The organism is Pararhizobium gei, assembly GCF_029223885.1.
Taxonomy (GTDB): domain Bacteria; phylum Pseudomonadota; class Alphaproteobacteria; order Rhizobiales; family Rhizobiaceae; genus Pararhizobium; species Pararhizobium gei.
Genome location: NZ_CP119409.1, coordinates 3,719,044 through 3,740,991, shown reverse-complemented (window position 1 = coordinate 3,740,991; position 21,948 = coordinate 3,719,044). Strand labels below are relative to the sequence as shown.

Sequence of the window (21,948 nt, the reverse complement as noted above, 5' to 3'; positions counted from 1 at the left end):
GGTGGTTGGTACATTGCATATCAAGAGCCCGCACGTCCGGCGGCTACGTTACGCTCACGCCGGCTTTCGCTTGGATGCGCTTTCGACGGTCGTCCAGAACTTCTCGGCCAACTCCGTCATCCGCGATCGGGATCGGATCAGCACGATCTTGACCGGCACCATCCACTTCTCGTCGCCGGCGATTGCGAGCTTTCCTTCAGGCTCCAGCTCGGAACTGGCAAGGCTGCTTGGTATCCAGGCAACGCCTTTCCCTTCCAATGCCAACGCTTTCAAGACCATTGCCAAATGGGATGTGAACACACGAGCGAGATGCAGTTCGCTCCCCACGTGGGGCAGATTGGCGGCCAAGATTCGCCCCATTCCTGATTTCTCGTCGAACGAAATATGTGCGACCGGATCCGATGGCGTGCCTGGCAGCTTGTAAATCGGCGCTCCCTTGTCATTCTTCTGCGCAACCGGGAGAAGGACGTCGCTGGCAAGTTCCATGTACTTGAAGTCTGCGTCATGCAGACGAATTCCGCTGTTCGGATGGAAGTGGCAGAGCAGAAACTGGGCTCGGCCTTCTGCCATCATCCTCTCGCACTCGTTCATATTATCCGAAAGGAGCCGGATCGGGACGGTCGCCACCGACGAGCCCAGACTTTGGACCCAACCCGGGAAAAAGGTGAAGGACAATGCATGCGTCGCCGCAAACGTTAGGGTGGCGGTCGCAGCCCGTTCGTGGCTCAAGTCCTGAACGGCCCGTTCGATTCTTTGAAGAATATCGTTTGCGGCATCGAGCATGATTTCGCCGGCGGGCGTAATCCTGATGCGGTGTGTCGAACGGTCGACCAGAACCGATCCGCTCCAATCTTCAAAAGCCTTTATCCGTCGACCAAAAGCGGGCTGGGTGATGTTGCGCAGCTCCGCTGCCCTCGAGAAATTGAGGGTGTCGGCGAGTGCTCGCAAGTCCAAAAGCCAGGCAGTATCCATCTCATTCTCTCACTTCCGGCACCAATTGAAGCCGAAACGGCATTGGACCGTCAATCGCTTGTTCGCGAATGTTGCGTTGAGGAGTGCCGTTGTTGGAGACGACGGCAAATGGGAGGAAGAAATGAAGTTACTACCGATCATAGCGGCCTTTACGCTATCAGTCACCTCGGTTTTTGCGGCCGATTACCCAGAGCGCAACATATTCATGGTGGTTCCCTACGCAGCGGGCGGGCCAACCGATACCATTGCCCGGCTGACCGCAGACGCCATGTCGAAGTCTCTCGGCAAGCAGATCGTCGTGGAGAACGTTGCGGGCGCAGGTGGAACGATCGGTGCCCGGCGCGTGGCGGACGCCGACCCCGACGGTTACACCATCCTCGTCCATCATATCGGAATGGCGACCGCACCAGCCCTCTACAGACAGCTACCCTACAAACCGACGGAAGCTTTCGAATCGATCGGCCTCGTCAGCGACGCCGCGATGACGGTGATTGCGCGCAATGAGTTCCCGGCTTCGACGTTTCAGGAACTCGTCGCCTACATCAAGCAGAACGGTAACAAGGTAACCTATGCCCATGCCGGGATCGGAGCCGCGTCCCACCTCTGCGGCACGTTGTTCATGTCAACAATCGGAACCCAGATGACGACCGTTCCGTACAAGGGAAACGGCCCGATCATGACGGATTTGCTCGGCGGCCAGATCGATATGACCTGTGACCAGGCGACGAACACGGTCGGTCCGATCACGCAGAAGCAGGTGAAGGCATATGCGATCACCAGCGATGCACGGGCTGCCACGCTGCCCGACGTGCCGACGACCACCGAGGCCGGATTGCCTGAATTCAAAGTCGGGGTCTGGCATGGCGTCTACGCGCCCAAGGGCACTCCGAAAGAAGTCCTGGACAAGCTGACGACGGCACTCCAGGCCGCAATGGAAGACGCTACCTTGAAAGAACGCTTCGCGCAGATCGCCACCATGCCTGCGACGAAGGAGCAGGCGACCCAGGAGGCGCTTCGTACGAAGCTCGATTCCGAAATCAAGCGGTGGGATCCGATCATCAAGGCTGCCGGTCAGTTCGCAGATTAACGGTGATGGTTCGACTGCGGGGTAAAGCCCGCAGTCGAACGGAGGGCTTCCATGGATATCAAGAATATTGCCGCCTCCGGCACGCTGCTGGCTGTCGGGATCGGGTTCGGCATATCATCCATATTTACAATGGATGTCGGATCCGCGCTCAGAATGGGCCCGGGCTATTTCCCTCTGATCCTGTCGATCGTCATCACGGTGATCGGCATCGCCATCGGCATAAAGGCCCTCAGGGACACTGAAGGCTTTCACCCGCAGATCGCACCCTTGCGGGCTCTGGCCGCCATCATCATCGCGCCGATCCTGTTCGGCCTGACCGTCCGTGGCCTGGGGTTTGTGCCAGCGGTTGCGCTCACCTCGTTGTCCGCGGCAACAGCGGCGACCGGGCAAAGGCCGCTCGTCGTTCTCGCCATCACGCTCGGCATTACCGTGTTCTGTCTCGGCGTCTTCTATTATGGCCTCGGGCTGCCCGTCCGTCTTATCGGCCCCTGGTTGGGAGTTTAGGCTATGATGGACCTCATCGGAAATCTCGGGCTCGGCCTGAGCGCCGCGCTGACGCCCTACAATATTCTCTTTTGCTTCGTTGGCACGCTGCTCGGAACGCTGGTCGGCGTTCTGCCGGGGATAGGTCCGACGGCAACGATCGCCATGCTCCTGCCGATCACCCTGTCGCTTTCGCCCGAAACATCCCTGATCATGCTTGCCGGCATCTACTACGGCGCACAGTACGGCGGCTCGACGACGGCAATTCTGATCAATCTGCCGGGCGAATCCTCGTCGGCCGTGACGGCCCTGGATGGATACCAGATGGCACGGCAGGGGAGGGCCGGGCCGGCGCTTGCGGCCGCGGCGTTGAGTTCCTTCTTTGCCGGCACCATCGCGACGGTGGTTGTGGCCGCCCTCGCACCGCCCTTGACCTCGATCGCTTTGAAATTCGGCTCGCCCGAATATTTCGGGCTGATGGTGCTGGGTCTTGCCGCTTCCATCGTTCTTGCGCGCGGATCGGTGTTGAAAACGATCGCCATGGTGTCGATGGGCCTCGTCTTCGGACTTGTCGGAACCGACATCAATACCGGAGCGATGCGCTTCACGCTTGGTCGACCGGAACTGGCAGACGGATTGAATTTCGTGGCCGTCGCCGTCGGTCTTTTCGGCATCGCAGAAATCCTGCGAAACCTGGAGACGACGATCGAGCGGACCTCCGTTATCAGCCGTGTGGCAGGCCTCTGGCCAAGTCGTGCAGATTTCAGGGCTATGATCGGTCCAGCGTGCCGGGGCACTTTGCTCGGATCGGCTCTCGGCGTTCTTCCGGGCGGCGGCGCGATCCTGGCGTCGTTTGCGTCCTATGCGCTTGAGAAGAAAATCTCCAAGACGCCGGAGCGATTTGGCCAAGGAGCGATCGAGGGTGTGGCGGGGCCGGAGGCCGCGAACAACGCCGGGGCGCAGACCTCGTTCATTCCCATGCTGACCCTTGGCGTGCCGGCCAATCCCGTCATGGCGCTGATGATCGGCGCGATGATCATCCAGGGGATCGTGCCGGGACCACAGGTTGCAACTGAGCAACCCGTTTTGTTTTGGGGCCTCATCGCCTCGATGTGGATCGGCAACCTGCTTCTGGTCATCCTCAATTTGCCTCTAATAGGCTTGTGGGTTAAGCTTCTGACCGTTCCCTACACGGTGCTCTTTCCGGCCATCCTCGCCTTCGCCTCCATCGGCGTCTACAGCGTGAACTCCAACACGTTCGATCTCTATGTGATGGCAGCGTTCGGTGTGTTTGGCTACGCTCTGTCGAAGCTGGATTTCGAGCCTGCGCCCATGCTGCTGGGCTTCGTCCTCGGGCCCCTGCTGGAGGAGCATCTGCGCAGGGCGATGACGATTTCGCACGGCGACGTTTCCGTCTTCTTTACCCGGCCCATCAGCGCAGGACTTCTGACGGTTGCCCTCATCGTGCTGATTGTCGCCTTTCTTCCTAACATCGCGAGACGTCGCAAACAGGTCTTCGTCGAGGAAGACTGATAGAATTGGAGCATGACTTTGGAAAAAAGAACCAACCGCATACACAAGATCGCTTCCATCGCCGGTGACGGCATCGGCAAGGAAGTCGTTCCCGAAGGCCTCCGGGTTCTTGAAGCGGCGTCGAAGAAGTTCGGCTTCGAGCTCCAGATCGACACCTTCGACTTTGCCTCCTGCGACTACTACGTGAAGCACGGCCAAATGATGCCGGAGGACTGGAAGGCGCAGATCGGCAGCCATGATGCCATCTTCTTCGGCGCAGTCGGCTGGCCAGAGATCGTTCCCGACCATATCTCGCTCTGGGGCTCGCTCATCCGGTTCCGGCGCGAGTTCGACCAGTATGTCAGTCTGAGGCCCGTGCGGTTGATGCCGGGCGTGACCTCGCCGCTGGCCGGGCGTGGTCCAGGGGACATCGATTTCTACGTCGTCCGTGAAAACACCGAGGGCGAATATTCATCGGTCGGCGGGCGCATTTTCCCGGGAACCGAGCGGGAAACGGTTCTCCAGGAAACGGTGATGACGCGCATCGGCGTCGATCGGATCCTGAAATTCGCCTTCGATCTCGCGCAGACGCGCCCCCGCAAGCGGCTGACCTCCGCCACCAAGTCGAACGGTATCTCCATCTCGATGCCCTATTGGGACGAGAGGGTCGAGGAGATGGCGAAGTCCTATCCGGATATCGCCTGGGACAAATACCATATCGATATTCTCTGCGCCCATTTTGTTCTCAATCCCGATCGCTTCGACGTGGTTGTGGCATCAAACCTGTTCGGCGACATCCTGTCTGATCTGGGACCGGCCTGCACCGGTACGATCGGCATCGCGCCGTCGGGAAACATCAACCCGGAGCGGAAATTCCCCTCTTTGTTCGAGCCCGTCCACGGATCGGCGCCGGACATCGCAGGACAGGGCGTTGCCAATCCGATCGGCCAGATATGGTCGGCCGCGATGATGCTGGAACATCTTGGAGAGTATGACGCCAGCGCAGCCGTGATGGCTGGCATCGAGACCGTTCTCGCGGACCAAAGGCTGCGGACACGCGACCTTGGCGGAAGCGCGGATACCGTCACCTGCGGAACTGCCGTCGCGGAGACTCTTGGATGACATGACCGGCTTAGGTAATGAGTGCGCCGGCAGGTAACCACTATTTGAAGCCAAAGCGGCATAGGCGGCAATCATTGCTGTGGAGCCGGATAGAGCCGGTGCAGTCAGTTCCCCTTGTTTCTGCCGCATATTCTTCATTCCATTTCGTCGAACTGTGAGAGATGCCATGCCGAAACGGCACTAATACAAATCGTCAGAGCATTGGAATGTGCGGCTACCCCCGGCTACCAAGGCTTTAGTCCTCTCGTCTGATCGCTACGAAGGTGCGGCAGAGAGGCCACATTCGCTACCTACCTAAAAACTGAACGGGAGATCCAAATGCGTATCGTCGACGTCTGCGAAGTCACCAAGCCCATCGCTTCGCCCATCCGCAATGCCTATATCGACTTCTCGAAGATGACAGCCAGCCTCGTCGCCGTCGTCACCGATGTCGTCAGGGACGGTCGCCGCGTCGTCGGCTATGGCTTCAACTCGAACGGTCGTTATGGCCAGGGTGGCCTTATCCGCGAACGGTTCAAGGACCGTATTCTCGAAGCCGATCCGGCAGACCTGATCAACGACATCGGCACAAATCTCGACCCGCACAAGATCTGGGCGAAAATGATGATGAACGAAAAGCCCGGCGGTCATGGCGAGCGGTCGGTCGCCGTTGGCACCATCGACATGGCGATCTGGGATGCGGTCGCCAAGATCGAGGGCAAGCCGCTCTTTCGCCATCTCGCCGACATGAAGGGCCGGGAAGCCAACCCGAAGGTCTTCGTCTATGCCGCCGGCGGCTACTACTACCCAGGCAAGGACAACAGCGCGCTGCGCAAGGAAATGCGCGGCTATCTCGACCGCGGCTACAATGTCGTGAAAATGAAGATCGGCGGCGCCTCCATTGACGAAGACCGCGGCCGCATCGAATCCGTCCTGGAGGAAATCGGCTCGCAGGCGAAGCTTGCAGTGGATGCAAACGGTCGCTTCGATCTGGAGACCGGCATCGCCTATGCCAAGATGCTCCGCGACTACCCGCTCTTCTGGTACGAGGAAATCGGCGACCCGCTGGACTATTCGCTGCAGGCGGCGATCTCCGAATTCTACGATGGCCCGATGGCGACCGGCGAAAACCTCTTCTCCCACCAGGATGCCCGCAACCTGCTGCGCCACGGCGGCATGCGGCCCGACCGTGACTTCCTGCAGTTCGACTGCGCGCTTTCGTACGGTCTCGTCGAGTACCTTCGCACGCTCGACGTGCTGCGCCAGTTCGGCTGGTCGCCGTCGCGCTGCATCCCGCATGGCGGTCACCAGATGTCGCTCAACATCGCCGCTGGCCTCGGGCTGGGCGGTAACGAGAGCTATCCGGATCTGTTCCAGCCCTATGGCGGCTTCCCGGACGGCGTGAAGGTCATCGACGGCCACATCACCATGCCGGAACTGCCGGGCATCGGCTTCGAAGGCAAGTCCGACCTGATCAAGGTCATGCGTGAACTCGCCGAGTAGTGGTGTCGTGCGTCGGGAGCGTTCATGAAGCTCCCGACGCTTTTTCTTAGACTGATACGCAGCGCGATCTGGCGCGCACCTATTTTCCGTTCACAGCATGATACGCGTATCAAGCCCGTACCGGGGCGGGGCGCCGAGATGGTCGCGCAGGGTCGTTCCCGAGTAGTCGTGATGAAATAGTCCGCGTTCCTGCAGGAGAGGGACCACCTGATCGACGAGCGCATCGATACCGTCCTCGTAGACGTCGGGCGACAGCCAGAAGCCATCGGCCGCACCCGCCTCGAACCAGGTCTGCATATGGTCGGCAGCTTCGACCGCCGGGCCGGCGATGACCGGGTGGTAGTCGATCACGCCATGCGCCAGAATATCCCGCAGGCTCCAGCCCTCCCGAGCGATGTCGAGGGCACGGGCCGACCGGGGATCGCGCGGTGAAGGGCGAGCAGTCACAAGTTGAGCCGTTGACAGCGGCTCGTCGAGCCGTGCCGCGTCTAGCTGCAATCCCAACATCTGCCCGAGATATTCTACGCGCTGCGGGAAGGTTTCCCCGCTGACCGTAATCCGGCGATCAAGCCCGCTTCGTCTGTCGGGCGTGATCGTCGTCATGAGGCCGGGGAAAAACTTTATCTCGTCAGGATCGCGACCAACACGTTCCGCAGCGTTGCGGAGCGCCATGCGCTGGGCACGGGCCGCCTGGATGGTGTAGACCGCCCCGATCACGCCGCTTGCATAACGGGCCGCGACCTCCAGTCCCTGATCGCCGCCGCCCGCCTGGAAGATGACCGGCTGACCCTGTTCGGATGGCGGCAGCGGCAGCGGACCGCTGGAACCAACGTAGTTTCCCTGAAGATTGATTGGCCGTATCCTCGAAGCATCCGCGAAACGCCCCGACGCGGCGTCGTGCAGCCATGCTCCCTGTTCCCAGCTACCCCAGAGGGCCTGAACGATCTGGATCGACTCGTGCAACCGCTGATACTTTTCGCTACGGGGCGGAAGATTGCGACCATAATTGGCGGCGATCGCCGGATCGCTGCTAGGGACCGCATTCCATCCCGCCCGGCCATGGCTCATCAGGTCGAGAGCCTTGAACTGCCGTGCAAGGTTATAAGGCTCGTTGAATGTGGTCGAACCGGTCGCGACCAACCCGATCCGTTCGGTCCCGCGCGCGACGGCCGCGAGCGTTATCATCGGATCGATGTTGATCATCGGTGCTTCGGTTTCGACATTGCCGGTCAGCGCCGGAAAGTCCGGCATGAACAGGAACTGAAACTTGCCCCGTTCCGCCGACTGGGCATAGCGCACCTGGCTGTCGAAGTTCGTGTAGTTCCGGGGATCGACCCCCGGCATTCTCCAGGATCCCGGCTGCGAACCATAGCCGTTACCGAAAAGCATGCCGATGATCATCTGTCTGGTCATGATTGTCCCTAGTGTTGTCGCAAGACAGGAGAGGCCACAGCGGTCGCCGCGGAAGCTGTGGCCTCCAAGCGTTACCGGTAGATCGCCCGGTTCAGGTTGACCAGATAATCTCCGAACGGCCCCGTCTGGCCGCTCTCGAGCCTTTCCTGGAAGGCAGCAGCGGCAAGGTCGCGTCGCTTCGGAAGTCGGGTCTTTTCAGCCGCAGCCAGGGCATCTGGTATTTCGTCGCGCGTAAGGTCGGTGCAATATGCCGGCGAACCGGGTTGTTGCCGCCAGGATTCTGAAATTGCGCCAGCATCGAAGGCCGTGAAACCGGTTGCTTCGACCAGGGCCATACCGACCTTGCGGTCACGGTCATCGTCGGCCGCCACGGGAATAGCGATCCTGTCAGTGTGGCCCTCAGGTTTGTTTTTGTGAGCAAATGAGTATGTGCCGATCGCGTTCCACGCCTTCACGATAGGGCGACCCAGATGTTCGCTGACCCAGACACTTTCGACTTTTCCCTGTTCCAGTTCCTCGATTTTGCCGTCGCGCATCGGGTAGTAGTTCGACGTGTCTATGACGACCGTCTCTGCCGGCAAAGACGATACCAGCGAGGCGATGTCGCCAATGCGATTGAGCGGAATGGAAAGTATCAAGGCTTCTACGTCCGTGGCTGCGTCTTGGACCGTGACAGCGCGGGCACCCGAAGAAAGGACGTCCGCCTCGATCGTTTCAGGACCGCGCGAGTTGGCGACCTTGACGTGGTGTCCTGCCGCGCTCAATCGCTGTGCAATGGTTTTGCCAATATTACCGACACCGATGATACCGATTTTCATTGTATTCTCCTTTTTGTTGAGATCGTGGGGCTGTCGGCCAAAGATCGTGGCGTTGAAGATTGCCTTGCCGATCGGAGATCGGTTCGCCGCCAACGTCGCCAGCGCATGCCTGCTTTTCCCGCCCACACAGAAATGATTGCCGGCGCGATCATCAACAGCAGCAACAGTGCTCGCTCATCGCTCCCGGTTTTCAGGTGAGCGTTCGGCACGGAATGTGCCCTTGCAGGCGAGGTCACGGAATACCGTTGTCTTCATTCATGAGGTTCTTTCATTGCTCATTGCAGTTGATGTCGCTCCGAAGAATAGGTACAACTAGAGAATTGAGCAAGTACCTACCAAAAAGTAGGTAACTCTCTTGGAGGTAAGTATGGCAAAAGAGCGTGACTGGCATTGTGACGATCCCAAACAGCAAATGATCTGGGCAGCTGCGACAAGGGACGCATTGCAAGTGCTTGAGGGCAAGTGGAAAATTGTCATTATCTGCCAGCTGTTCGGTGCAAAGGGTCCGCTAAGGTTCTCGGAACTTGAGAAGCGTGTAGAGGGCGTGAACCAGAAGATGCTCATTCAGCAACTCAAGGAGCTGGAAAAAGACGGGATCATCACGCGGACCGTGTTCCCTCAGGTTCCACCAAGGGTAGAATATGCACTCAGTGAGATGGGGATCGCGCTCGGTCCGTCTATGGCGGAACTTATCGACTGGGCTTTCATGCGACGTGATGCTCGTGCTGCCGTATCGCAGGATCCGGCGTAAGTGGCATATCCCGCTGCAGCAACCGGGCATCGCGCATTGCCAGAACGAGAGAATTGCGCTGCCTGGCCTCCCCAGGATTTTCTGCAGGCTGTGCGAAAGTTGTTGGGTCGGAGAGGGAAGGCGCCAATCGGGGCGCCTGCCTGACGGAATCAGTCGGACAGCCAATGCTCCAATAGCAGTCTGGCCGCATCGCGGTTTGCCGCGACAATTTCACCGTTAGGAATGGATTGCGCCATCACAAACGAGCCTTGGAGAAGCGACAAGATCTGGATGATGGTTCGCTCAGGGTTACTCAAAGCGAGCGGCTCAATGAGCGATGCAACGAATTCATGCAGTTCCTTGAAATACTCGGCAATCGTCGCCTGCACCTCCGGGGTGTTTGCCTCGGGTCCGAATTCCGCCAATCCTCTTGCGAAAGAACAGCCGCGGAAAGTAGGCGCGCGCAGCGGTTCATCTATCGCGTCGAAAATCGCGAGCACCCGCTCAGGTGGCGATAGGCCAGGCTTTTCGGTCGCGGTCGCGAGCATCTGGAACCAGATGACTCTCTTGTGGCGCAGATAGGTAGCGATGAGGGCGGCCTTCGAAGGGAAGTGCTTGTAAAAAGTCATCTTCGCCACGCCGCTCTCGGCGATGATCCGATCTATCCCGACCGAGTTGATGCTAAGCCGGTAAAACAGGTCAGAAGCAGTCTTTAAGATGCGCTCTCGCGGGGCGAGGGCTTCAAGCGAGTGCCCATCCACATCTACAAACTCAAGCACGCTGCGCGTCTGCATTTCCGTCACCTCAGATCATTGGCCGACATATAGACAGACTATTCTGTAAATTCCGGGATTGCAAATACATACAGGTCTGTCTATTGACGGTTTACGGCCAAAGGATTTCAAAGAGAGAGAACTGAAGATGAGCGGAAAAGTCGTTATTGTCACAGGCGCAAGCAGTGGTTTCGGAAACCTCACGGTGCTGGAACTCGCAAGGCGGGGCCATACGGTGGTTGCGACCATGCGGGACGTTGAGGGAAGAAATGCTAAGGTCCGAACGGACCTTATCGACTCATCGAAAGCCGAAGGCCATGAGCTGCAAGTCCTTGAAATGGACGTCGCCGACGAGGCCTCGGTCAATTCCACGATCGACCAGGTCTTCAAGCAGCACGGAAAGATCGATGTTCTGGTCAACAATGCCGGACTTATGCCCGTCGGGGTCACCGAAGCCTACACGGTGGCAGACATCGAACGGCTATTTGCGGTGAATTTCTTCGGCGCCGTACGGGCAGACCGCGCTGTTCTGCCGCATATGCGTGCCGCCGGCAGCGGACTCCTCGTGCACGTGACATCCCTGATGGGTCGGGTGGTTTTTCCGTTCTTCGGCACCTACTCCGCGAGCAAGTTTGCGCTCGAGGGGCTTGCCGAAGCCTATCGGTATGAACTGAAGGGCTTCGGAATCGACTCCGTCATTGTCGAGCCGGGGCCATTCCCGAGCAACCTCATCTCGTCGAGCCCGGAGCCATCCGACCAGACCGTGCTTGCGTCCTACGGCGAGGTCGCGGCGATCCCCGGTCAGATCAAGGCGCACGCCAATGATGGACAGGACGAGGCCAATCCCCCGCGGCCCCAGCGCGTGGCCGATGCCATCGCGGAGCTGGTCGAGGCTACGGAGCGGCGTCCATTGCGCACGGTCGTCATGCCCGAAGGGCTGGACTTCGGTGTCCATCGACTGAACGAGGCCGTACGCCCTATTCAGAACGAGATGCTCACCTCGTTTGGCATGTCAGAGATGCTGTGACAGGAGCCCGAGGATGAGCGCACTCTACAGCACCAAAGTTACCGCGATCGGTGGCCGCAGCGGTACCGTCCGCAGCGAAGACGGCCTTCTTGATCTTCCGCTGGCGCTGCCCACGACGATGGGCGGCAAGGGCGGTGCGACTAATCCCGAGCAACTGTTCGCGGCCGGCTATGCGGCCTGCTTCGAAAATGCGGTGATCCACGTCACCCGCAACAAGGCGATCAGGGTGAAGGATACTGACATCGTGGTCGTGGCCGAAGTGGGTTTGCAGCCAAATGGCAGCGGTGGTTTTGCACTTTCAGTGGCGCTCGACGTCGCGATCACCGGTCTCGATCAGGCAACGGCTGAGGAAATCGTACAGGCGGCCCATGCGACGTGCCCCTATTCGAACGCGGTAAGGGGCAATATCGACGTCGCCATCACCGTTAAGACGATCTGATGTCGATGCGGGAGGCGGATGTGACGGGAAAGGGCGACGACCGTCGATCCCTGACCTGCAGATCCGGCTCCCGCATATCCCCCGTCAACGGCTAGCGTAGCTCGAAATCCGCCCTGCGATCGATATCGTCTTCGACCTCGACAAGCCCGCGCAGCCTTCAAACGACCCGTCTTAAGCAAGGTCGTCAATTGCAACCGACCGGGTCCGGAACTCTTAAGGAGATTTAACATGACCGCTTATGCCATTTTCATTCAAGAACGTAGCCGCGATGCAGCTGAACTGCAGACTTATGCGGAAATGTTGAGGCCATTGCTGGGGGGGTCGGGAGGAACCGTACTCGCCGCCCACGGCCCTCAGGACGTTCTGGAGGGGGCAGCTCCCGACGGTGTGGTGATGGTCAGTTTTCCCACTATGGAGGCGGCACGCGCCTTTTACGACAGTCCCGGATACCAAGCTGCCGCGAAACACCGGTTTCTCGGGGCGGACTATCGGTCCTTCGTCATAGGCGGGATCGACTAGGTTTGCGTCGCTTCCCATCCCGTAAACGTCATCAAATAGTCTCGGCTTTCTGGGCGGGTGCCTGGCCATGAAACAAGATACTCTCCGAAGAATGACTGTAGCTCTTTCGAAGGGAATCTCGCCATCCCGTCCACTCCAGACCCTCCTTTTCAAGGTTGGGAAGAAACCGCAGACAAGTCAAAACGCCCGAAACTGTTCAGGTTTCCCGGGCCAGCTCTCTTTCGGTGATCGTGGTGCTTGCCGAACCGCCATAGCGGCTTATTGCAAGTCCGGCGGCGTCGATCTCAGGTAGACGGCCGCTGACCAAATCTGACAGTACCCGCGCAGATCCGGTGCTCATGGTCCAGCCTAGAGTTCCGTGGCCCGTGTTTAGATAAAGTCCGTTGATCTTCGTGGGACCAATGACTGGGGTGCCGTCCGGCGTCATGGGGCGCAGGCCGGACCAGAAGCTTGCCTTCGAAACGTCGCCGCCAGGAAACAGATTGGTGACGGAATGCTCAAGGGTTTTCCTGCGTGCCGCACGAAGATCGTTGTTGTAGCCGGAAATCTCTGCCATTCCCCCAACTCGGATGCGGTCGCCGAGACGCGTGATGGCGATCTTGTAGGTCTCGTCCATCACGGTCGATTCAGGTGATCTGGAAGGATCGTCGATCGGTATCGTCAAGGAATATCCCTTGACTGGATAGACCGGGAGATTGATGCCGTGAGGCTTCAGGAGCAGCGGCGAATAGCTTCCCTGCGCGACGACGACAGCATCGACGGAGATGCGACCGCTGCCGGTCACGACGCCCCGAACACGACCGGACTCCACATCCACGCCCCTTATCGGCGTGCCGTAGGAAAACCGAACGCCGAGATCGGCCGCCTTCTTCTCAAGTGCATTGGCGAACTTGAAGCAGTCGCCAGTCTCGTCCTCCGGAGTGAGAAGCCCTCCGACGATCTTCTCGCGGACGTGTGCCAAAGCGGGTTCGTAGCGAATGCATTCGTCGCGATCGAGAACCTCGTAAGGAATCCCATCGGCGGCCAGTGCGGTCACGTCCTTTGCGGAGGCGTCGAGCTGCTGCTGGTTCCTGAAAAGTTGCAAGGTCCCCCGCATGCGTTCGTCGTATGCGATTCCGGTTTCCTCACGCAGTTCCGTCAAGGCGGCGCGACTGTAGTCCGAGAGGCGGAGCATGCGGCTCTTGTTGAGAGCGTATTTTTCGTAGGTGCAGTTCGACAGCATCTTCAGCATCCATGAGAGCATGGCGGCATCGAACTTCGGACGAAGGATCAGTGGAGCGTGCTCCATGAAGATCCACTTCAGAGCCTTCTGAGGTATGCCAGGCGCCGCCCAAGGCGAGCAATAGCCGAATGAAACCTCGCCTGCATTGGCAAAGCTCGTCTCCAGAGCCGGGCCGGGCTGGCGATCGACGACGACAACGTCGTGACCTGCCTTGGCAAGCTGATATGCGGACGTGACGCCGATGATGCCGGCGCCGAGAACTGCGACTTTCATGTTACCCTCGATTACAAGCGGCTCTTCCGGCCGTCAGCGATATTGGCGGTGGTAGCGGTGGCCGAGGCCAGTCAGGATTTCGTCGGGAATTGTCCCGGCATCGCGAGCGGTGTCTTCCAACGTCTGATTCGGTCCGAGGACGTCTATAAGGCTGCCGGGACGGACGCTGCCAAGTGCCAAGGCAATGACGTCGATCGTGATGCTGTCTATCGAGACGCGGCCAACGATCGGCATCCTTCTGTCGGGATGTGTCCGCAGCGCAAATACTCATAGCCCTGCAAGGCAAACAATTCATTTCCGGATAGGTGGTGGTGCGGGCCGATAGTCGACCCGCACGGAATGTTACACTGCCCGCTTGAGCGCTTCGCTGATCGTGGAAACGATGTCGTCGATCTGGGATTTCTCGATGATCAACGGCGGCGAGAGGGCGATGATGTCGCCGGTCACGCGGATCAGCAGGCCCTTCTTGAAGCAGTCGACGAAGACGTCGTAAGCGCGCGTTCCCGCAGCGCCGTCCCGCGGGGCCAGTTCGATGGCGCCGACGAGGCCCAGGTTTCTGATGTCGACGACATGCGGGGAGCCCTTCAGCGAGTGAAGCGCCTCCTGCCAATGGTCGGCGAGTTCGGCGGCGCGGGTGAGAAGGCCTTCCTCCTCGTAGATCTCCAAGGTGGCAATGCCCGCCGCGCAGGCAACCGGGTGTCCCGAGTAGGTGTAGCCATGGAACAGTTCGATGGCGTTTTCGGCGCCGACCATCAGTCCGTCGTACACCTTGCGGCCTGCGAAGACTGCGCCCATCGGAATGGCGCCGTTGGTAAGGCCCTTGGCCGTCGTGACGAGGTCGGGAACGACGCCGAAATAGTCCGTGCCGAACGGCGTGCCAAGGCGGCCAAAGCCGGTGATGACTTCGTCGAAGATGAGCAGGATGCCGTGCTTGTCGGCAGTCGCGCGCAGTTTGTCGAGATAGCCCTTGGGAGGCAGAATGACGCCTGCCGAACCGGACATCGGCTCGACAATGACGGCGGCGATCGTCTCGGCACCATGGAGTTGCACAAGGCGTTCGAGGTCATCGGCAAGTTCGATGCCATGAGCGGGGAGGCCCTTGGAGTAGGCGTTGCGCTCGACATCCAGCGCATGGCGCATGTGGTCGGCAGGAATCTGCGGGAACATGCGGCGGTTGTTGACCAGGCCGCCGACGGAGATGCCACCGAAGCCGACGCCATGGTAGCCCTTCTCACGGCCGATGATGCGGGTGCGGGTTCCCTGGCCGATGGCGCGCTGATAGGCGATCGCGATCTTCAAGGCGGTGTCGACGGACTCTGATCCGGAGCCCGTGAAGAAGACCCGGTCGAGCCGGTTGTCAGGCCCGCCTGGCGCGATCTTCGCGAGCTTTGCGGCGAAGTCGAAGGCGATAGGGTGGCCCATCTGGAAGGTCGGGGCGAAGTCCAGCGTGGTGAGCTGGCGCTCCACCGCTTCGGAAATCTTCCTGCGCCCGTGGCCGACGTTGCAGCACCACAGGCCCGCGGTGCCGTCCAACACCCGGTTTCCGTCCACGTCGGTGTAGTACATACCCTCGGCCGACGCGAGGAGACGCGGCGCCGCCTTGAATTGGCGGTTCGCGGTAAACGGCATCCAGAAGTTATCCAGTACCGGTTCGTTCTTCATGTTGATCTGATCCATCTTGCTCTCCTTCGCGTGAGGCCTGTTTCAGGCATTTCAGATGTCGAAACAAGCCCTTTTCTGTCTCTTCGTAACCTATTGAAATATAATAGGTTCGATGTATAATTTTGGCTATGTTGAACAACACGAACACCCTCTCATGACCTTCGATATCGGAAACCGGCTGCGTTACGTCCGGACGGCCCACAATCTCTCGCAACGCGAGCTCGCCAAGAAAACCGGCGTGCCGAACTCAACGATCTCGCTGATCGAATCGAACAGCACCAATCCCTCCGTCGGAGCCTTGAAACGGATCCTTGACGGCATTCCGATCGGCTTGGCGGAGTTCTTCTCGCTTGAGCCGGAGACGCCCAAAAAGGCTTTCTACGCGGCAGAGGAACTCGTGGAAATCGGGAAGGGTGGTATCTCCTATCGCCAGGTGGGAGAGAATATGTTTGGACGAAGCCTTCAGATCCTGAAGGAGTGCTACCAGCCAGGGACAGACACCGGAAAGGTGCCTCTCGTCCATGAAGGGGAGGAGGGCGGCGTCGTGCTATCCGGAAGGCTGGAGGTTACCGTCGATGACGAGCGTCGAATCCTTGGGCCAGGCGACGCCTACTATTTCGAAAGCCGCCGCCCGCACCGCTTCCGCTGCGTCGGGCCTGTCCCATGCGAGGTGATCAGCGCCTGCACGCCCCCGACATTCTAGTTTCACCACCGCTGTCGAGACACTGCTAGCGGGAACTGCGGCCTTCGATGCGGGCAAGGACTGAATCGAGCGCGGACTTAAGAGCTTCGCCGCCGCCGTTCTCACCGAAGTGCGACAGAACCTGTTCGTTCAGACCGCCCACGGTCGCGAATCCCGTGCTCAGTTCCTCAAACGAGTGCACGTCCGGACGATCGGCACATTGGGCAAGACTGTGAAACAGCGTCGACAGATAGACCTGCCCCTTGGATCTTTCGAGGCCGTTCGCCTCCAGCCACCCTGCGGAGAACGCCATGAAGCCGAAGTAGGTCGACATCAGCGCGCTTGCCGCCGCGAGGAGATCGTATTCCTTGTTCGAAGCGCATTGAACGGCCCGGCCAAGCGTGTCGAAGAGATCCGCCACTTCAGCATCGGGAGGATAGATTGCCGTGACGCCCTGCCGGTCCGCGACGAAGGGCAAAGGAATGGCCTGGATAAGGTGAACGTCCGTCTGGATCCATGCCTGCAGGGTGCCACGATCGGTCGCGGCGATCACGCTGAGTACGGATTGGCCGGGCCGGAATTTCAGCGCTCGAATGACATCCTCGGCGATCTGCGGACGTATCGCCAGACATACCATGTCGGAGCTGTCGATCACGGCTTGGTTGTCCGGTGCGATTACGACGGAGCTGAAATCGGCCGCGAGCCTTGTCGCAATCTCCGCATTCCGTGGAGAAACATGGATCGTTGAAACATAGGCGGGTTCGGCCAGAAGACCGCGTACCATCGCTTCGGTGATCGCGCCGGTCCCGACGAACCCTATCGTCTTCTTCGACACCGCTTACTCCGCCGCCCGCAACGAGCCGAGCGTGACGTCGGTCGTGTAGTTCTCACGCATGAAATTGATGAAATTGTCCTGGAACTGCCTTGTGTGTGCATGCGCCAGCTCATCTGCCAAATCGATGTTACGATCGCGGATCGCCTCGAACATCTGGTTATGTTCGTCCGTCAGAAGATAACCCTCGTGGGTCCTCTCAAGGTACTCGAAATGCAAGTGAAGCATGCGCTGGCCCTGCGAAAGAAGCTTCTCGTAGAAGGAGGCGAGATACTGGTTCTTGCCGGCATAGGCGATCGCCATGTGGAACGCTTTGTTGGCTTCCGACATGGATAGGTGATTTCCGGTCATGACTGCTGCCGCGAACACCTTGTCGCGTTTGGCAATGACCTTGAGATCCGCATCTGTCCGTAGCGCCGCCGCCAGACGTGTGTTCATCCGTTGTGCGATATCGAGCGCTTCCACGTATTTGGGAAACGTCGCCACCTCGATCGGTGCGACGATCGTGCTGCGGTTCGCGAGTGTCACGACCAATTCGTCCGACCCGAGCCGGATGAGCGCTTCTCGCACCGGGGCGCGAGACATGTTGAAGCGCTCTGCCAAGGTTGTCTCGTCAAGGAGCTGCCCCGGTGGAAGAGCCAGCGAGAGAATCTCGTTCCTCAGGCTCTCATACACGCTTCGCGAGCCGGTTCCACGCACCCTTTTCACTTCAGTCTCTTCAGACACTTAGGTCCCTTTCCTTTGCATGGGTGGCATTGGGCCAGAAAAACCCTGTCACAGCAATGTAATTTTTCCGCTTGACTTTGTCGACACGCTGTTGACATATTTTATTCAGTCGACACGAAGCCGACATAAACAATAGAAACGGCCATAGCCGACAAGTGGAACCGCGCACCCCGCGCATAGCAAAACAGAGGAAAGCCGATGCTCTCGAAGTTGATCACGTCCGCCGTGCGGGCGTTGCCTGCGCTCGCCCTTTTGGCAGGCATGTCTGCCACGTCCGTTCACGCCCAGACCGCCGAAGGTTACTGGCAGGGCGTGCAGAAGGCCGGCGCTCTGAAATGTGGTGCGGCGGTAGCCCCACCCTATGTCATGCGCGACCCCGCAACCGGTGAATATTCCGGTTTCTTCGCGGATCTCTGCAAGGAATTTGCCGACGCCCTGAAGGTCAAACCGGAATTCGTCGACACGACCTGGGACAATATTGTTGCTGGCCTTCAGGCGGGCAAGTGGGATATGTCCCTCGCCCTCAACCGCACGCCCGCTCGCGCCATGGCCGTCCAGTTCTCCGTCCCCGCGATGGAATACCAGATCTCGCTTGCCTACAACAAAGCCAACCCGAAGATTCCTGCCGGTGCCTCGACCGTCGCGGACATCGACAAGGAAGGCGTGACGATTGCGGTGATGTCCGGAACCGCACAGGACAAGGCCATCTCGTCCGCAGTCAAGACTGCCACGATCATGCGCCTGCCGGGCAACGACGAGACTCGCCTGGCGCTGACGTCCAAGCGTGCAGACATCCTGGTCGACGCGTCGGACACCAACCTGCTTCTGACGCAGGCAAATGCGGATTGGGCGGTCGCGTTCAGCCCGACGCCGGCGCTCGCAAAGCAGGGCGTGTCCTTCGGCCTGCCGCACGACATGGCGGCTTCCGACGTCGAAGTGGTCAACATCTTCCTGGAAGAGAAGGTCGCGACCGGCCACGTCGATGAGCTGATCAAGAAGGCCGTCGATCAAGTCCTCAAGGGCTCGAACTAACATCGCCAGCGGCGTCGATGCACATGCGTCGACGCCGTCCCCGCACTCGATGTCAATCCGAGATCGGCCATCATCATGTCTCTCAGCCTTCCACTCGTTAAAATGCAAGCTCTGCATAAAAGCTACGGCGATGGTGCAGTCCAAGTACTCAAGGGCATCGACATCGAAATGAAGCCCGGCGACCGCGTCGTTGTGATCGGCCCGAGCGGCGGGGGCAAAAGCACGCTTCTTCGCGTCATGATGGGGCTCGAACAGATCGACAGCGGTTCGATCAGTTTCGACGGCAAGCCCTACATCTCGTCGGAAGGGCTTGCCAAGAAGACCTCGATCGACACCAATGTTCGCCGTTCGATCGGCATGGTGTTCCAGCACTACACGCTGTTCCCGCATCTCAGCGTCATACAGAACCTTATGCTCGCACCATGCAAGGTTCGCGGTGAACCGAAGGCGTCGGCGCAGGCCCGGGCGCAGGCACTCCTTGAACGGTTCGGCCTGGGCGCAAAAGCCAGGGCTTACCCCGCCCAGTTATCCGGTGGCCAGAAGCAGCGCGTCGCCATTGCGCGTGCGTTGATGCTCGATCCGAAGCTGATGCTGTTCGACGAGGTGACGTCCGCGCTCGACCCGGAACTTGTCAGCGAAGTCGAGCAGGTGATCATGCAACTCGCCTCGCAGAACATGCCGATGATGATCGTCACGCACGACATGTGGTTCGCCAAGAACATCGCTTCCCGCGTGATCTTCTGCGCTGGCGGCGTTGTCGTCGAAGACGGTCCGCCCGAGCAGGTGCTCGGGTCTCCGAAGGAGGAGCGCACAAAGGACTTCATCGACCGCGTTTTCCACATCAAGCAATAGGAGGTGGCGATGAATTACACGTTCGATTTCAACTCCATCACTTTTGCGCCGCTCTTGCGGGGGCTTGTTGTCTCGCTCGAACTGACCGCCGCGGCGAACGTCATCGGCATTGTCGCGGGCTTTGGCCTTGCCCTGCTGTTGATGAGCCCTTACCGCCTCCTGCGCATGCCATTCATGCTGTTTGTCGAGTTCTTCCGGTGTACGCCGGCGATCGTCCAGATCGTCTGGATCTTCTATTGCGTGCCCATGCTGTTCGACGTCTTTCTCGATCCGATAACGATGGGGGTGCTGGCACTCGGCCTGAACCTCACGGCCTTCAACGCCGAGGCTTACCGCGCATCGATCCAGGCGGTTCCGAAAGAACAGATCGACGCCGGCATCGCGCTGGGGCTCAATCCCTGGCAACGCGTTCTCCACATCGTGTTTCCGACCGCCTTCCGGGCCTCCATACCGGTCCTTCTGACGAACGGCATCGTCATCTTCCAGCAGAGCTCGCTCGTCGCCATCGTTGCGATCGCCGACCTCATGTATGAGGGGAAATCGCTGGCAACGGAGACATATCGTCCGATCGAAACCTTCACCGTCGTGGCTCTCATCTACTTCGCGGTGTCTTTCCCCATCACCCAGATCGTCGGCCTGCTCGAGCGCCGCCGCCAACAGCTTACAAGCTAGGAGGTCCAGATGTCGCTTGATTTCTCCGTCCTCGCAAGGTTCGACCATGCGCTCCTTCTCGGGCTCATGACGACGTTGCAGCTCACAGCAGTCTGCATCGTGCTGGGATGCACGCTGGGCTTTCTCACAGGCCTGGCACGCGCATCGCGCAGCACCGTTCTCCGACTGATCTCAGGGACCTACGTGGAGTTCTTCCGCGGCACGCCCGTCCTCATCCAGTTTTTCTGGATTTTCTTCTGCCTTCCTCTGGTCCTGGGCGTGGAACTCTCGAACTTCGCCTCAGGAGTCATCGCCTTGACGCTCTACATGGGAGCGATCACCAGCGAGACGTTTCGCGCCAGCCTCAAGTCGATCGGGCCGGAGCAGAGGGATGCGTGCGTGGCCCTCGGTCTGCCCCCGAGAGTCCAGGTGACCAGCGTCATTCTTCCTCAAGCTGTCCTGCGGGCGATCCCGACGCTTCTGTCGAATTGCGTCAGCCTCTTCAAGGAAAGCGCGCTGGTCTCGGCGGTCGGCATGGCCGACCTCATGTTCGTCGGCCAGAACATTTCCAACAACACGGCCCGGCCGGTCGAAGTGCTGACCGTGGTCGCTCTCAGCTACTTCGTCATCGCTTTCCCGCTGACCCGAGCCGTCACGCTCGTCGAGGGACGCATTCTCAAGAAACTCGCAATCTAGCGGTCCGTTACAGGAGATCCATCCATGAAACTTTCCGGCGTCATGCCAGCTCTCATCACCCCGTTCGACGCGAACGGAAAGGTCGACTTCAAGGCCTACGAAAAGCACCTGACGGCGCTCCGCGCCGCTGGCGTCACAGGCTGGGTTCCGATGGGCTCGACGGGCGAATATTCGGCCCTTTCCAACGGCGAGCGTCTGGACGTGCTGAAGTTCGTCAAGGATTTCGCGAACGAAGGCGAAATCCTGATCGCGGGGACCAACGCACCCGCCACTCGCGAGGTGATCGAGAACACTCTCGCGGCAAAGGAGATCGGTTATGATACGGTCTTGCTGGCGACCCCGTTCTACACGCGTCCGACGCAGGACGAGCTTCTCTCGCACTTCCAGACGGTGTTGAAGGAAACGGACATCAACCTCGTGCTCTACAGCTACCCCTACAAGGACGGCGTCGAGATCGGCTTCGATATTCTGGATGCGCTTGCCGACGATCCGCGCGTGCTTGGGATCAAGGAAAGCTCCGGATCGCTTCAGCGCGCAATCGACATCCATGCGCGTTACAATGGTCGTATCGACCTCGTGTCCGGTTCCGACGACATCGCTCTCGATTTCATGTTCTGGGGCGCCGACTCATGGATCTGCGGACCTGCCAACTGCATGGCAAAGGCCTGCGTCGATCTCGACCGCACCTTCCGCTCAGGCGACCTGAAGGCGGCGCGGGAGAAGATGATCGTTCTCTACCGCGCAATGAACATCCTCGAGAGTGGAAAGTTCGTGCAGAAGGTGAAGTACGGGTGCGAACTCCAGGGGCTTCCGGTCGGTATCACGCGTGCTCCCCTCGGAGAGCTGACCGCTGAGGAAAAGGCCGAATTCAAGGCCGCGATGCAGCCGATCCTGAACTGGTAAGGGAAGCAGACGGCCGGGATCGAAACTCCGGCCGTCTCCA

At 59.5% G+C, this 21,948-nt stretch carries 23 protein-coding genes and 1 pseudogene; 15 read left to right on the top strand and 9 right to left on the bottom strand.

What is annotated here, in order from left to right; all coding sequences use genetic code 11:
* Positions 1–54: 54 nt before the first annotated feature.
* Positions 55–972 carry a LysR substrate-binding domain-containing protein gene (locus PY308_RS18200; RefSeq protein WP_275785377.1) on the bottom strand — a complete coding sequence of 306 codons (918 nt, stop codon included), beginning with the start codon at positions 970–972 and terminating at the stop codon, positions 55–57.
* 121 nt (positions 973–1,093) lie between these two features.
* Between PY308_RS18200 and PY308_RS18195 the strand changes: the two genes are divergently transcribed.
* The 5 genes from PY308_RS18195 (at position 1,094) to PY308_RS18175 (ending at position 6,658) form a co-directional block, all read left to right on the top strand.
* A complete protein-coding gene (locus PY308_RS18195) occupies positions 1,094–2,059 on the top strand; it encodes a tripartite tricarboxylate transporter substrate-binding protein (protein WP_275785375.1) in 966 nt (321 codons plus the stop codon).
* A 51-nt stretch (positions 2,060–2,110) separates the two neighbouring features.
* A complete protein-coding gene (locus PY308_RS18190; protein ID WP_275785374.1) occupies positions 2,111–2,563 on the top strand; it encodes a tripartite tricarboxylate transporter TctB family protein in 453 nt (150 codons plus the stop codon).
* A 6-nt stretch (positions 2,564–2,569) separates the two neighbouring features.
* The gene (locus PY308_RS18185) at positions 2,570–4,075 is read left to right on the top strand and encodes a tripartite tricarboxylate transporter permease (RefSeq protein WP_275791193.1); all 1,506 of its coding nucleotides are present in this window, start codon (positions 2,570–2,572) and stop codon (positions 4,073–4,075) included.
* A gap of 12 nt (positions 4,076–4,087) precedes the next feature.
* Positions 4,088–5,176: a tartrate dehydrogenase gene (locus tag PY308_RS18180; RefSeq protein WP_275785372.1), complete on the top strand. Its 1,089-nt coding sequence runs from the start codon at positions 4,088–4,090 to the stop codon at positions 5,174–5,176.
* A gap of 318 nt (positions 5,177–5,494) precedes the next feature.
* Complete coding sequence (locus tag PY308_RS18175) at positions 5,495–6,658, top strand: mandelate racemase/muconate lactonizing enzyme family protein (protein WP_275785370.1); 1,164 nt, start codon at positions 5,495–5,497, stop codon at positions 6,656–6,658.
* A gap of 90 nt (positions 6,659–6,748) precedes the next feature.
* Here the strand turns inward: PY308_RS18175 and PY308_RS18170 are convergent, their stop codons facing one another.
* Together PY308_RS18170 and PY308_RS18165 are read right to left on the bottom strand one after the other, a co-directional pair.
* Positions 6,749–8,071 carry an NtaA/DmoA family FMN-dependent monooxygenase gene (locus PY308_RS18170; RefSeq protein WP_275785367.1) on the bottom strand — a complete coding sequence of 441 codons (1,323 nt, stop codon included), beginning with the start codon at positions 8,069–8,071 and terminating at the stop codon, positions 6,749–6,751.
* A gap of 71 nt (positions 8,072–8,142) precedes the next feature.
* Entirely contained in the window at positions 8,143–8,889 is a 747-nt protein-coding gene (locus PY308_RS18165; RefSeq protein ID WP_275785364.1) for an NADPH-dependent F420 reductase, read from the bottom strand.
* A gap of 367 nt (positions 8,890–9,256) precedes the next feature.
* On the opposite strand from PY308_RS18165, the gene PY308_RS18160 reads away from it, so the two are divergent.
* Positions 9,257–9,640 (top strand): winged helix-turn-helix transcriptional regulator, encoded by a 384-nt coding sequence (locus tag PY308_RS18160; RefSeq protein WP_275785363.1) that lies wholly within the window; start codon positions 9,257–9,259, stop codon positions 9,638–9,640.
* Between the two features lie 149 nt (positions 9,641–9,789).
* Here the strand turns inward: PY308_RS18160 and PY308_RS18155 are convergent, their stop codons facing one another.
* Entirely contained in the window at positions 9,790–10,413 is a 624-nt protein-coding gene (locus PY308_RS18155) for a TetR/AcrR family transcriptional regulator (RefSeq protein WP_275785362.1), read from the bottom strand.
* Positions 10,414–10,540: 127 nt separating this feature from the next.
* On the opposite strand from PY308_RS18155, the gene PY308_RS18150 reads away from it, so the two are divergent.
* The 3 genes from PY308_RS18150 to PY308_RS18140 all read left to right on the top strand — a co-directional run bounded on the left by PY308_RS18150 (position 10,541) and on the right by PY308_RS18140 (position 12,377).
* A complete protein-coding gene (locus PY308_RS18150) occupies positions 10,541–11,419 on the top strand; it encodes an SDR family oxidoreductase (protein WP_275785359.1) in 879 nt (292 codons plus the stop codon).
* A 13-nt stretch (positions 11,420–11,432) separates the two neighbouring features.
* Complete coding sequence (locus PY308_RS18145; RefSeq protein WP_275785357.1) at positions 11,433–11,858, top strand: organic hydroperoxide resistance protein; 426 nt, start codon at positions 11,433–11,435, stop codon at positions 11,856–11,858.
* Between the two features lie 228 nt (positions 11,859–12,086).
* Positions 12,087–12,377 carry a DUF1330 domain-containing protein gene (locus tag PY308_RS18140; protein WP_275785354.1) on the top strand — a complete coding sequence of 97 codons (291 nt, stop codon included), beginning with the start codon at positions 12,087–12,089 and terminating at the stop codon, positions 12,375–12,377.
* 196 nt (positions 12,378–12,573) lie between these two features.
* Here PY308_RS18140 and PY308_RS18135 read toward each other — a convergent pair whose 3' ends face one another.
* The 3 genes and pseudogenes from PY308_RS18135 to aptA form a co-directional block, all read right to left on the bottom strand.
* Entirely contained in the window at positions 12,574–13,872 is a 1,299-nt protein-coding gene (locus PY308_RS18135) for a D-amino acid dehydrogenase (RefSeq protein WP_275785352.1), read from the bottom strand.
* Positions 13,873–13,905: 33 nt separating this feature from the next.
* Positions 13,906–14,109 (bottom strand): annotated as a pseudogene (locus PY308_RS18130) (alanine racemase C-terminal domain-containing protein); the annotation flags it as partial.
* A gap of 105 nt (positions 14,110–14,214) precedes the next feature.
* Positions 14,215–15,549 carry an omega-aminotransferase AptA gene (aptA, locus tag PY308_RS18125; protein WP_275785349.1) on the bottom strand — a complete coding sequence of 445 codons (1,335 nt, stop codon included), beginning with the start codon at positions 15,547–15,549 and terminating at the stop codon, positions 14,215–14,217.
* Between the two features lie 139 nt (positions 15,550–15,688).
* Here aptA and PY308_RS18120 point away from each other — a divergent pair, with 139 nt between their 5' ends.
* The gene (locus PY308_RS18120; protein ID WP_275785346.1) at positions 15,689–16,237 is read left to right on the top strand and encodes a cupin domain-containing protein; all 549 of its coding nucleotides are present in this window, start codon (positions 15,689–15,691) and stop codon (positions 16,235–16,237) included.
* A gap of 25 nt (positions 16,238–16,262) precedes the next feature.
* On the opposite strand, the gene PY308_RS18115 is transcribed toward PY308_RS18120, so the two are convergent.
* Together PY308_RS18115 and PY308_RS18110 are read right to left on the bottom strand one after the other, a co-directional pair.
* Positions 16,263–17,051 carry a pyrroline-5-carboxylate reductase gene (locus tag PY308_RS18115; RefSeq protein WP_275785345.1) on the bottom strand — a complete coding sequence of 263 codons (789 nt, stop codon included), beginning with the start codon at positions 17,049–17,051 and terminating at the stop codon, positions 16,263–16,265.
* A 3-nt stretch (positions 17,052–17,054) separates the two neighbouring features.
* Positions 17,055–17,774 carry a GntR family transcriptional regulator gene (locus tag PY308_RS18110; protein ID WP_275785342.1) on the bottom strand — a complete coding sequence of 240 codons (720 nt, stop codon included), beginning with the start codon at positions 17,772–17,774 and terminating at the stop codon, positions 17,055–17,057.
* Positions 17,775–17,972: 198 nt separating this feature from the next.
* On the opposite strand from PY308_RS18110, the gene PY308_RS18105 reads away from it, so the two are divergent.
* From PY308_RS18105 to dapA, 5 genes are all read left to right on the top strand, one after another.
* Complete coding sequence (locus PY308_RS18105) at positions 17,973–18,806, top strand: substrate-binding periplasmic protein (protein WP_275785339.1); 834 nt, start codon at positions 17,973–17,975, stop codon at positions 18,804–18,806.
* 75 nt (positions 18,807–18,881) lie between these two features.
* Positions 18,882–19,658 carry an amino acid ABC transporter ATP-binding protein gene (locus tag PY308_RS18100; RefSeq protein WP_275785337.1) on the top strand — a complete coding sequence of 259 codons (777 nt, stop codon included), beginning with the start codon at positions 18,882–18,884 and terminating at the stop codon, positions 19,656–19,658.
* A gap of 9 nt (positions 19,659–19,667) precedes the next feature.
* Positions 19,668–20,330: an amino acid ABC transporter permease gene (locus PY308_RS18095; RefSeq protein WP_275785335.1), complete on the top strand. Its 663-nt coding sequence runs from the start codon at positions 19,668–19,670 to the stop codon at positions 20,328–20,330.
* 9 nt (positions 20,331–20,339) lie between these two features.
* Positions 20,340–21,005 carry an amino acid ABC transporter permease gene (locus PY308_RS18090; RefSeq protein WP_275785334.1) on the top strand — a complete coding sequence of 222 codons (666 nt, stop codon included), beginning with the start codon at positions 20,340–20,342 and terminating at the stop codon, positions 21,003–21,005.
* A 24-nt stretch (positions 21,006–21,029) separates the two neighbouring features.
* Complete coding sequence (gene dapA / locus PY308_RS18085) at positions 21,030–21,908, top strand: 4-hydroxy-tetrahydrodipicolinate synthase (protein ID WP_275785332.1); 879 nt, start codon at positions 21,030–21,032, stop codon at positions 21,906–21,908.
* The last annotated feature ends 40 nt before the right edge of the window (positions 21,909–21,948 follow it).

Bases quoted from the DNA above. Each gene is read 5' to 3' on its own strand.
- PY308_RS18105 (WP_275785339.1), top strand. From the start codon at position 17,973: ATGCTCTCGAAGTTGATCACGTCCGCCGTGCGGGCGTTGCCTGCGCTC.
- PY308_RS18175 (WP_275785370.1), top strand. From the start codon at position 5,495: ATGCGTATCGTCGACGTCTGCGAAGTCACCAAGCCCATCGCTTCGCCC.
- PY308_RS18170 (WP_275785367.1), bottom strand. From the start codon at position 8,071: ATGACCAGACAGATGATCATCGGCATGCTTTTCGGTAACGGCTATGGT.
- PY308_RS18145 (WP_275785357.1), top strand. From the start codon at position 11,433: ATGAGCGCACTCTACAGCACCAAAGTTACCGCGATCGGTGGCCGCAGC.
- PY308_RS18135 (WP_275785352.1), bottom strand. From the start codon at position 13,872: ATGAAAGTCGCAGTTCTCGGCGCCGGCATCATCGGCGTCACGTCCGCA.
- PY308_RS18090 (WP_275785334.1), top strand. From the start codon at position 20,340: ATGTCGCTTGATTTCTCCGTCCTCGCAAGGTTCGACCATGCGCTCCTT.
- PY308_RS18190 (WP_275785374.1), top strand. From the start codon at position 2,111: ATGGATATCAAGAATATTGCCGCCTCCGGCACGCTGCTGGCTGTCGGG.
- PY308_RS18200 (WP_275785377.1), bottom strand. From the start codon at position 972: ATGGATACTGCCTGGCTTTTGGACTTGCGAGCACTCGCCGACACCCTC.
- PY308_RS18180 (WP_275785372.1), top strand. From the start codon at position 4,088: ATGACTTTGGAAAAAAGAACCAACCGCATACACAAGATCGCTTCCATC.
- dapA (WP_275785332.1), top strand. From the start codon at position 21,030: ATGAAACTTTCCGGCGTCATGCCAGCTCTCATCACCCCGTTCGACGCG.
- aptA (WP_275785349.1), bottom strand. From the start codon at position 15,549: ATGGATCAGATCAACATGAAGAACGAACCGGTACTGGATAACTTCTGG.
- PY308_RS18185 (WP_275791193.1), top strand. From the start codon at position 2,570: ATGGACCTCATCGGAAATCTCGGGCTCGGCCTGAGCGCCGCGCTGACG.
- PY308_RS18140 (WP_275785354.1), top strand. From the start codon at position 12,087: ATGACCGCTTATGCCATTTTCATTCAAGAACGTAGCCGCGATGCAGCT.
- PY308_RS18150 (WP_275785359.1), top strand. From the start codon at position 10,541: ATGAGCGGAAAAGTCGTTATTGTCACAGGCGCAAGCAGTGGTTTCGGA.
- PY308_RS18160 (WP_275785363.1), top strand. From the start codon at position 9,257: ATGGCAAAAGAGCGTGACTGGCATTGTGACGATCCCAAACAGCAAATG.
- PY308_RS18155 (WP_275785362.1), bottom strand. From the start codon at position 10,413: ATGCAGACGCGCAGCGTGCTTGAGTTTGTAGATGTGGATGGGCACTCG.
- PY308_RS18195 (WP_275785375.1), top strand. From the start codon at position 1,094: ATGAAGTTACTACCGATCATAGCGGCCTTTACGCTATCAGTCACCTCG.
- PY308_RS18100 (WP_275785337.1), top strand. From the start codon at position 18,882: ATGTCTCTCAGCCTTCCACTCGTTAAAATGCAAGCTCTGCATAAAAGC.
- PY308_RS18165 (WP_275785364.1), bottom strand. From the start codon at position 8,889: ATGAAAATCGGTATCATCGGTGTCGGTAATATTGGCAAAACCATTGCA.
- PY308_RS18095 (WP_275785335.1), top strand. From the start codon at position 19,668: ATGAATTACACGTTCGATTTCAACTCCATCACTTTTGCGCCGCTCTTG.
- PY308_RS18120 (WP_275785346.1), top strand. From the start codon at position 15,689: ATGACCTTCGATATCGGAAACCGGCTGCGTTACGTCCGGACGGCCCAC.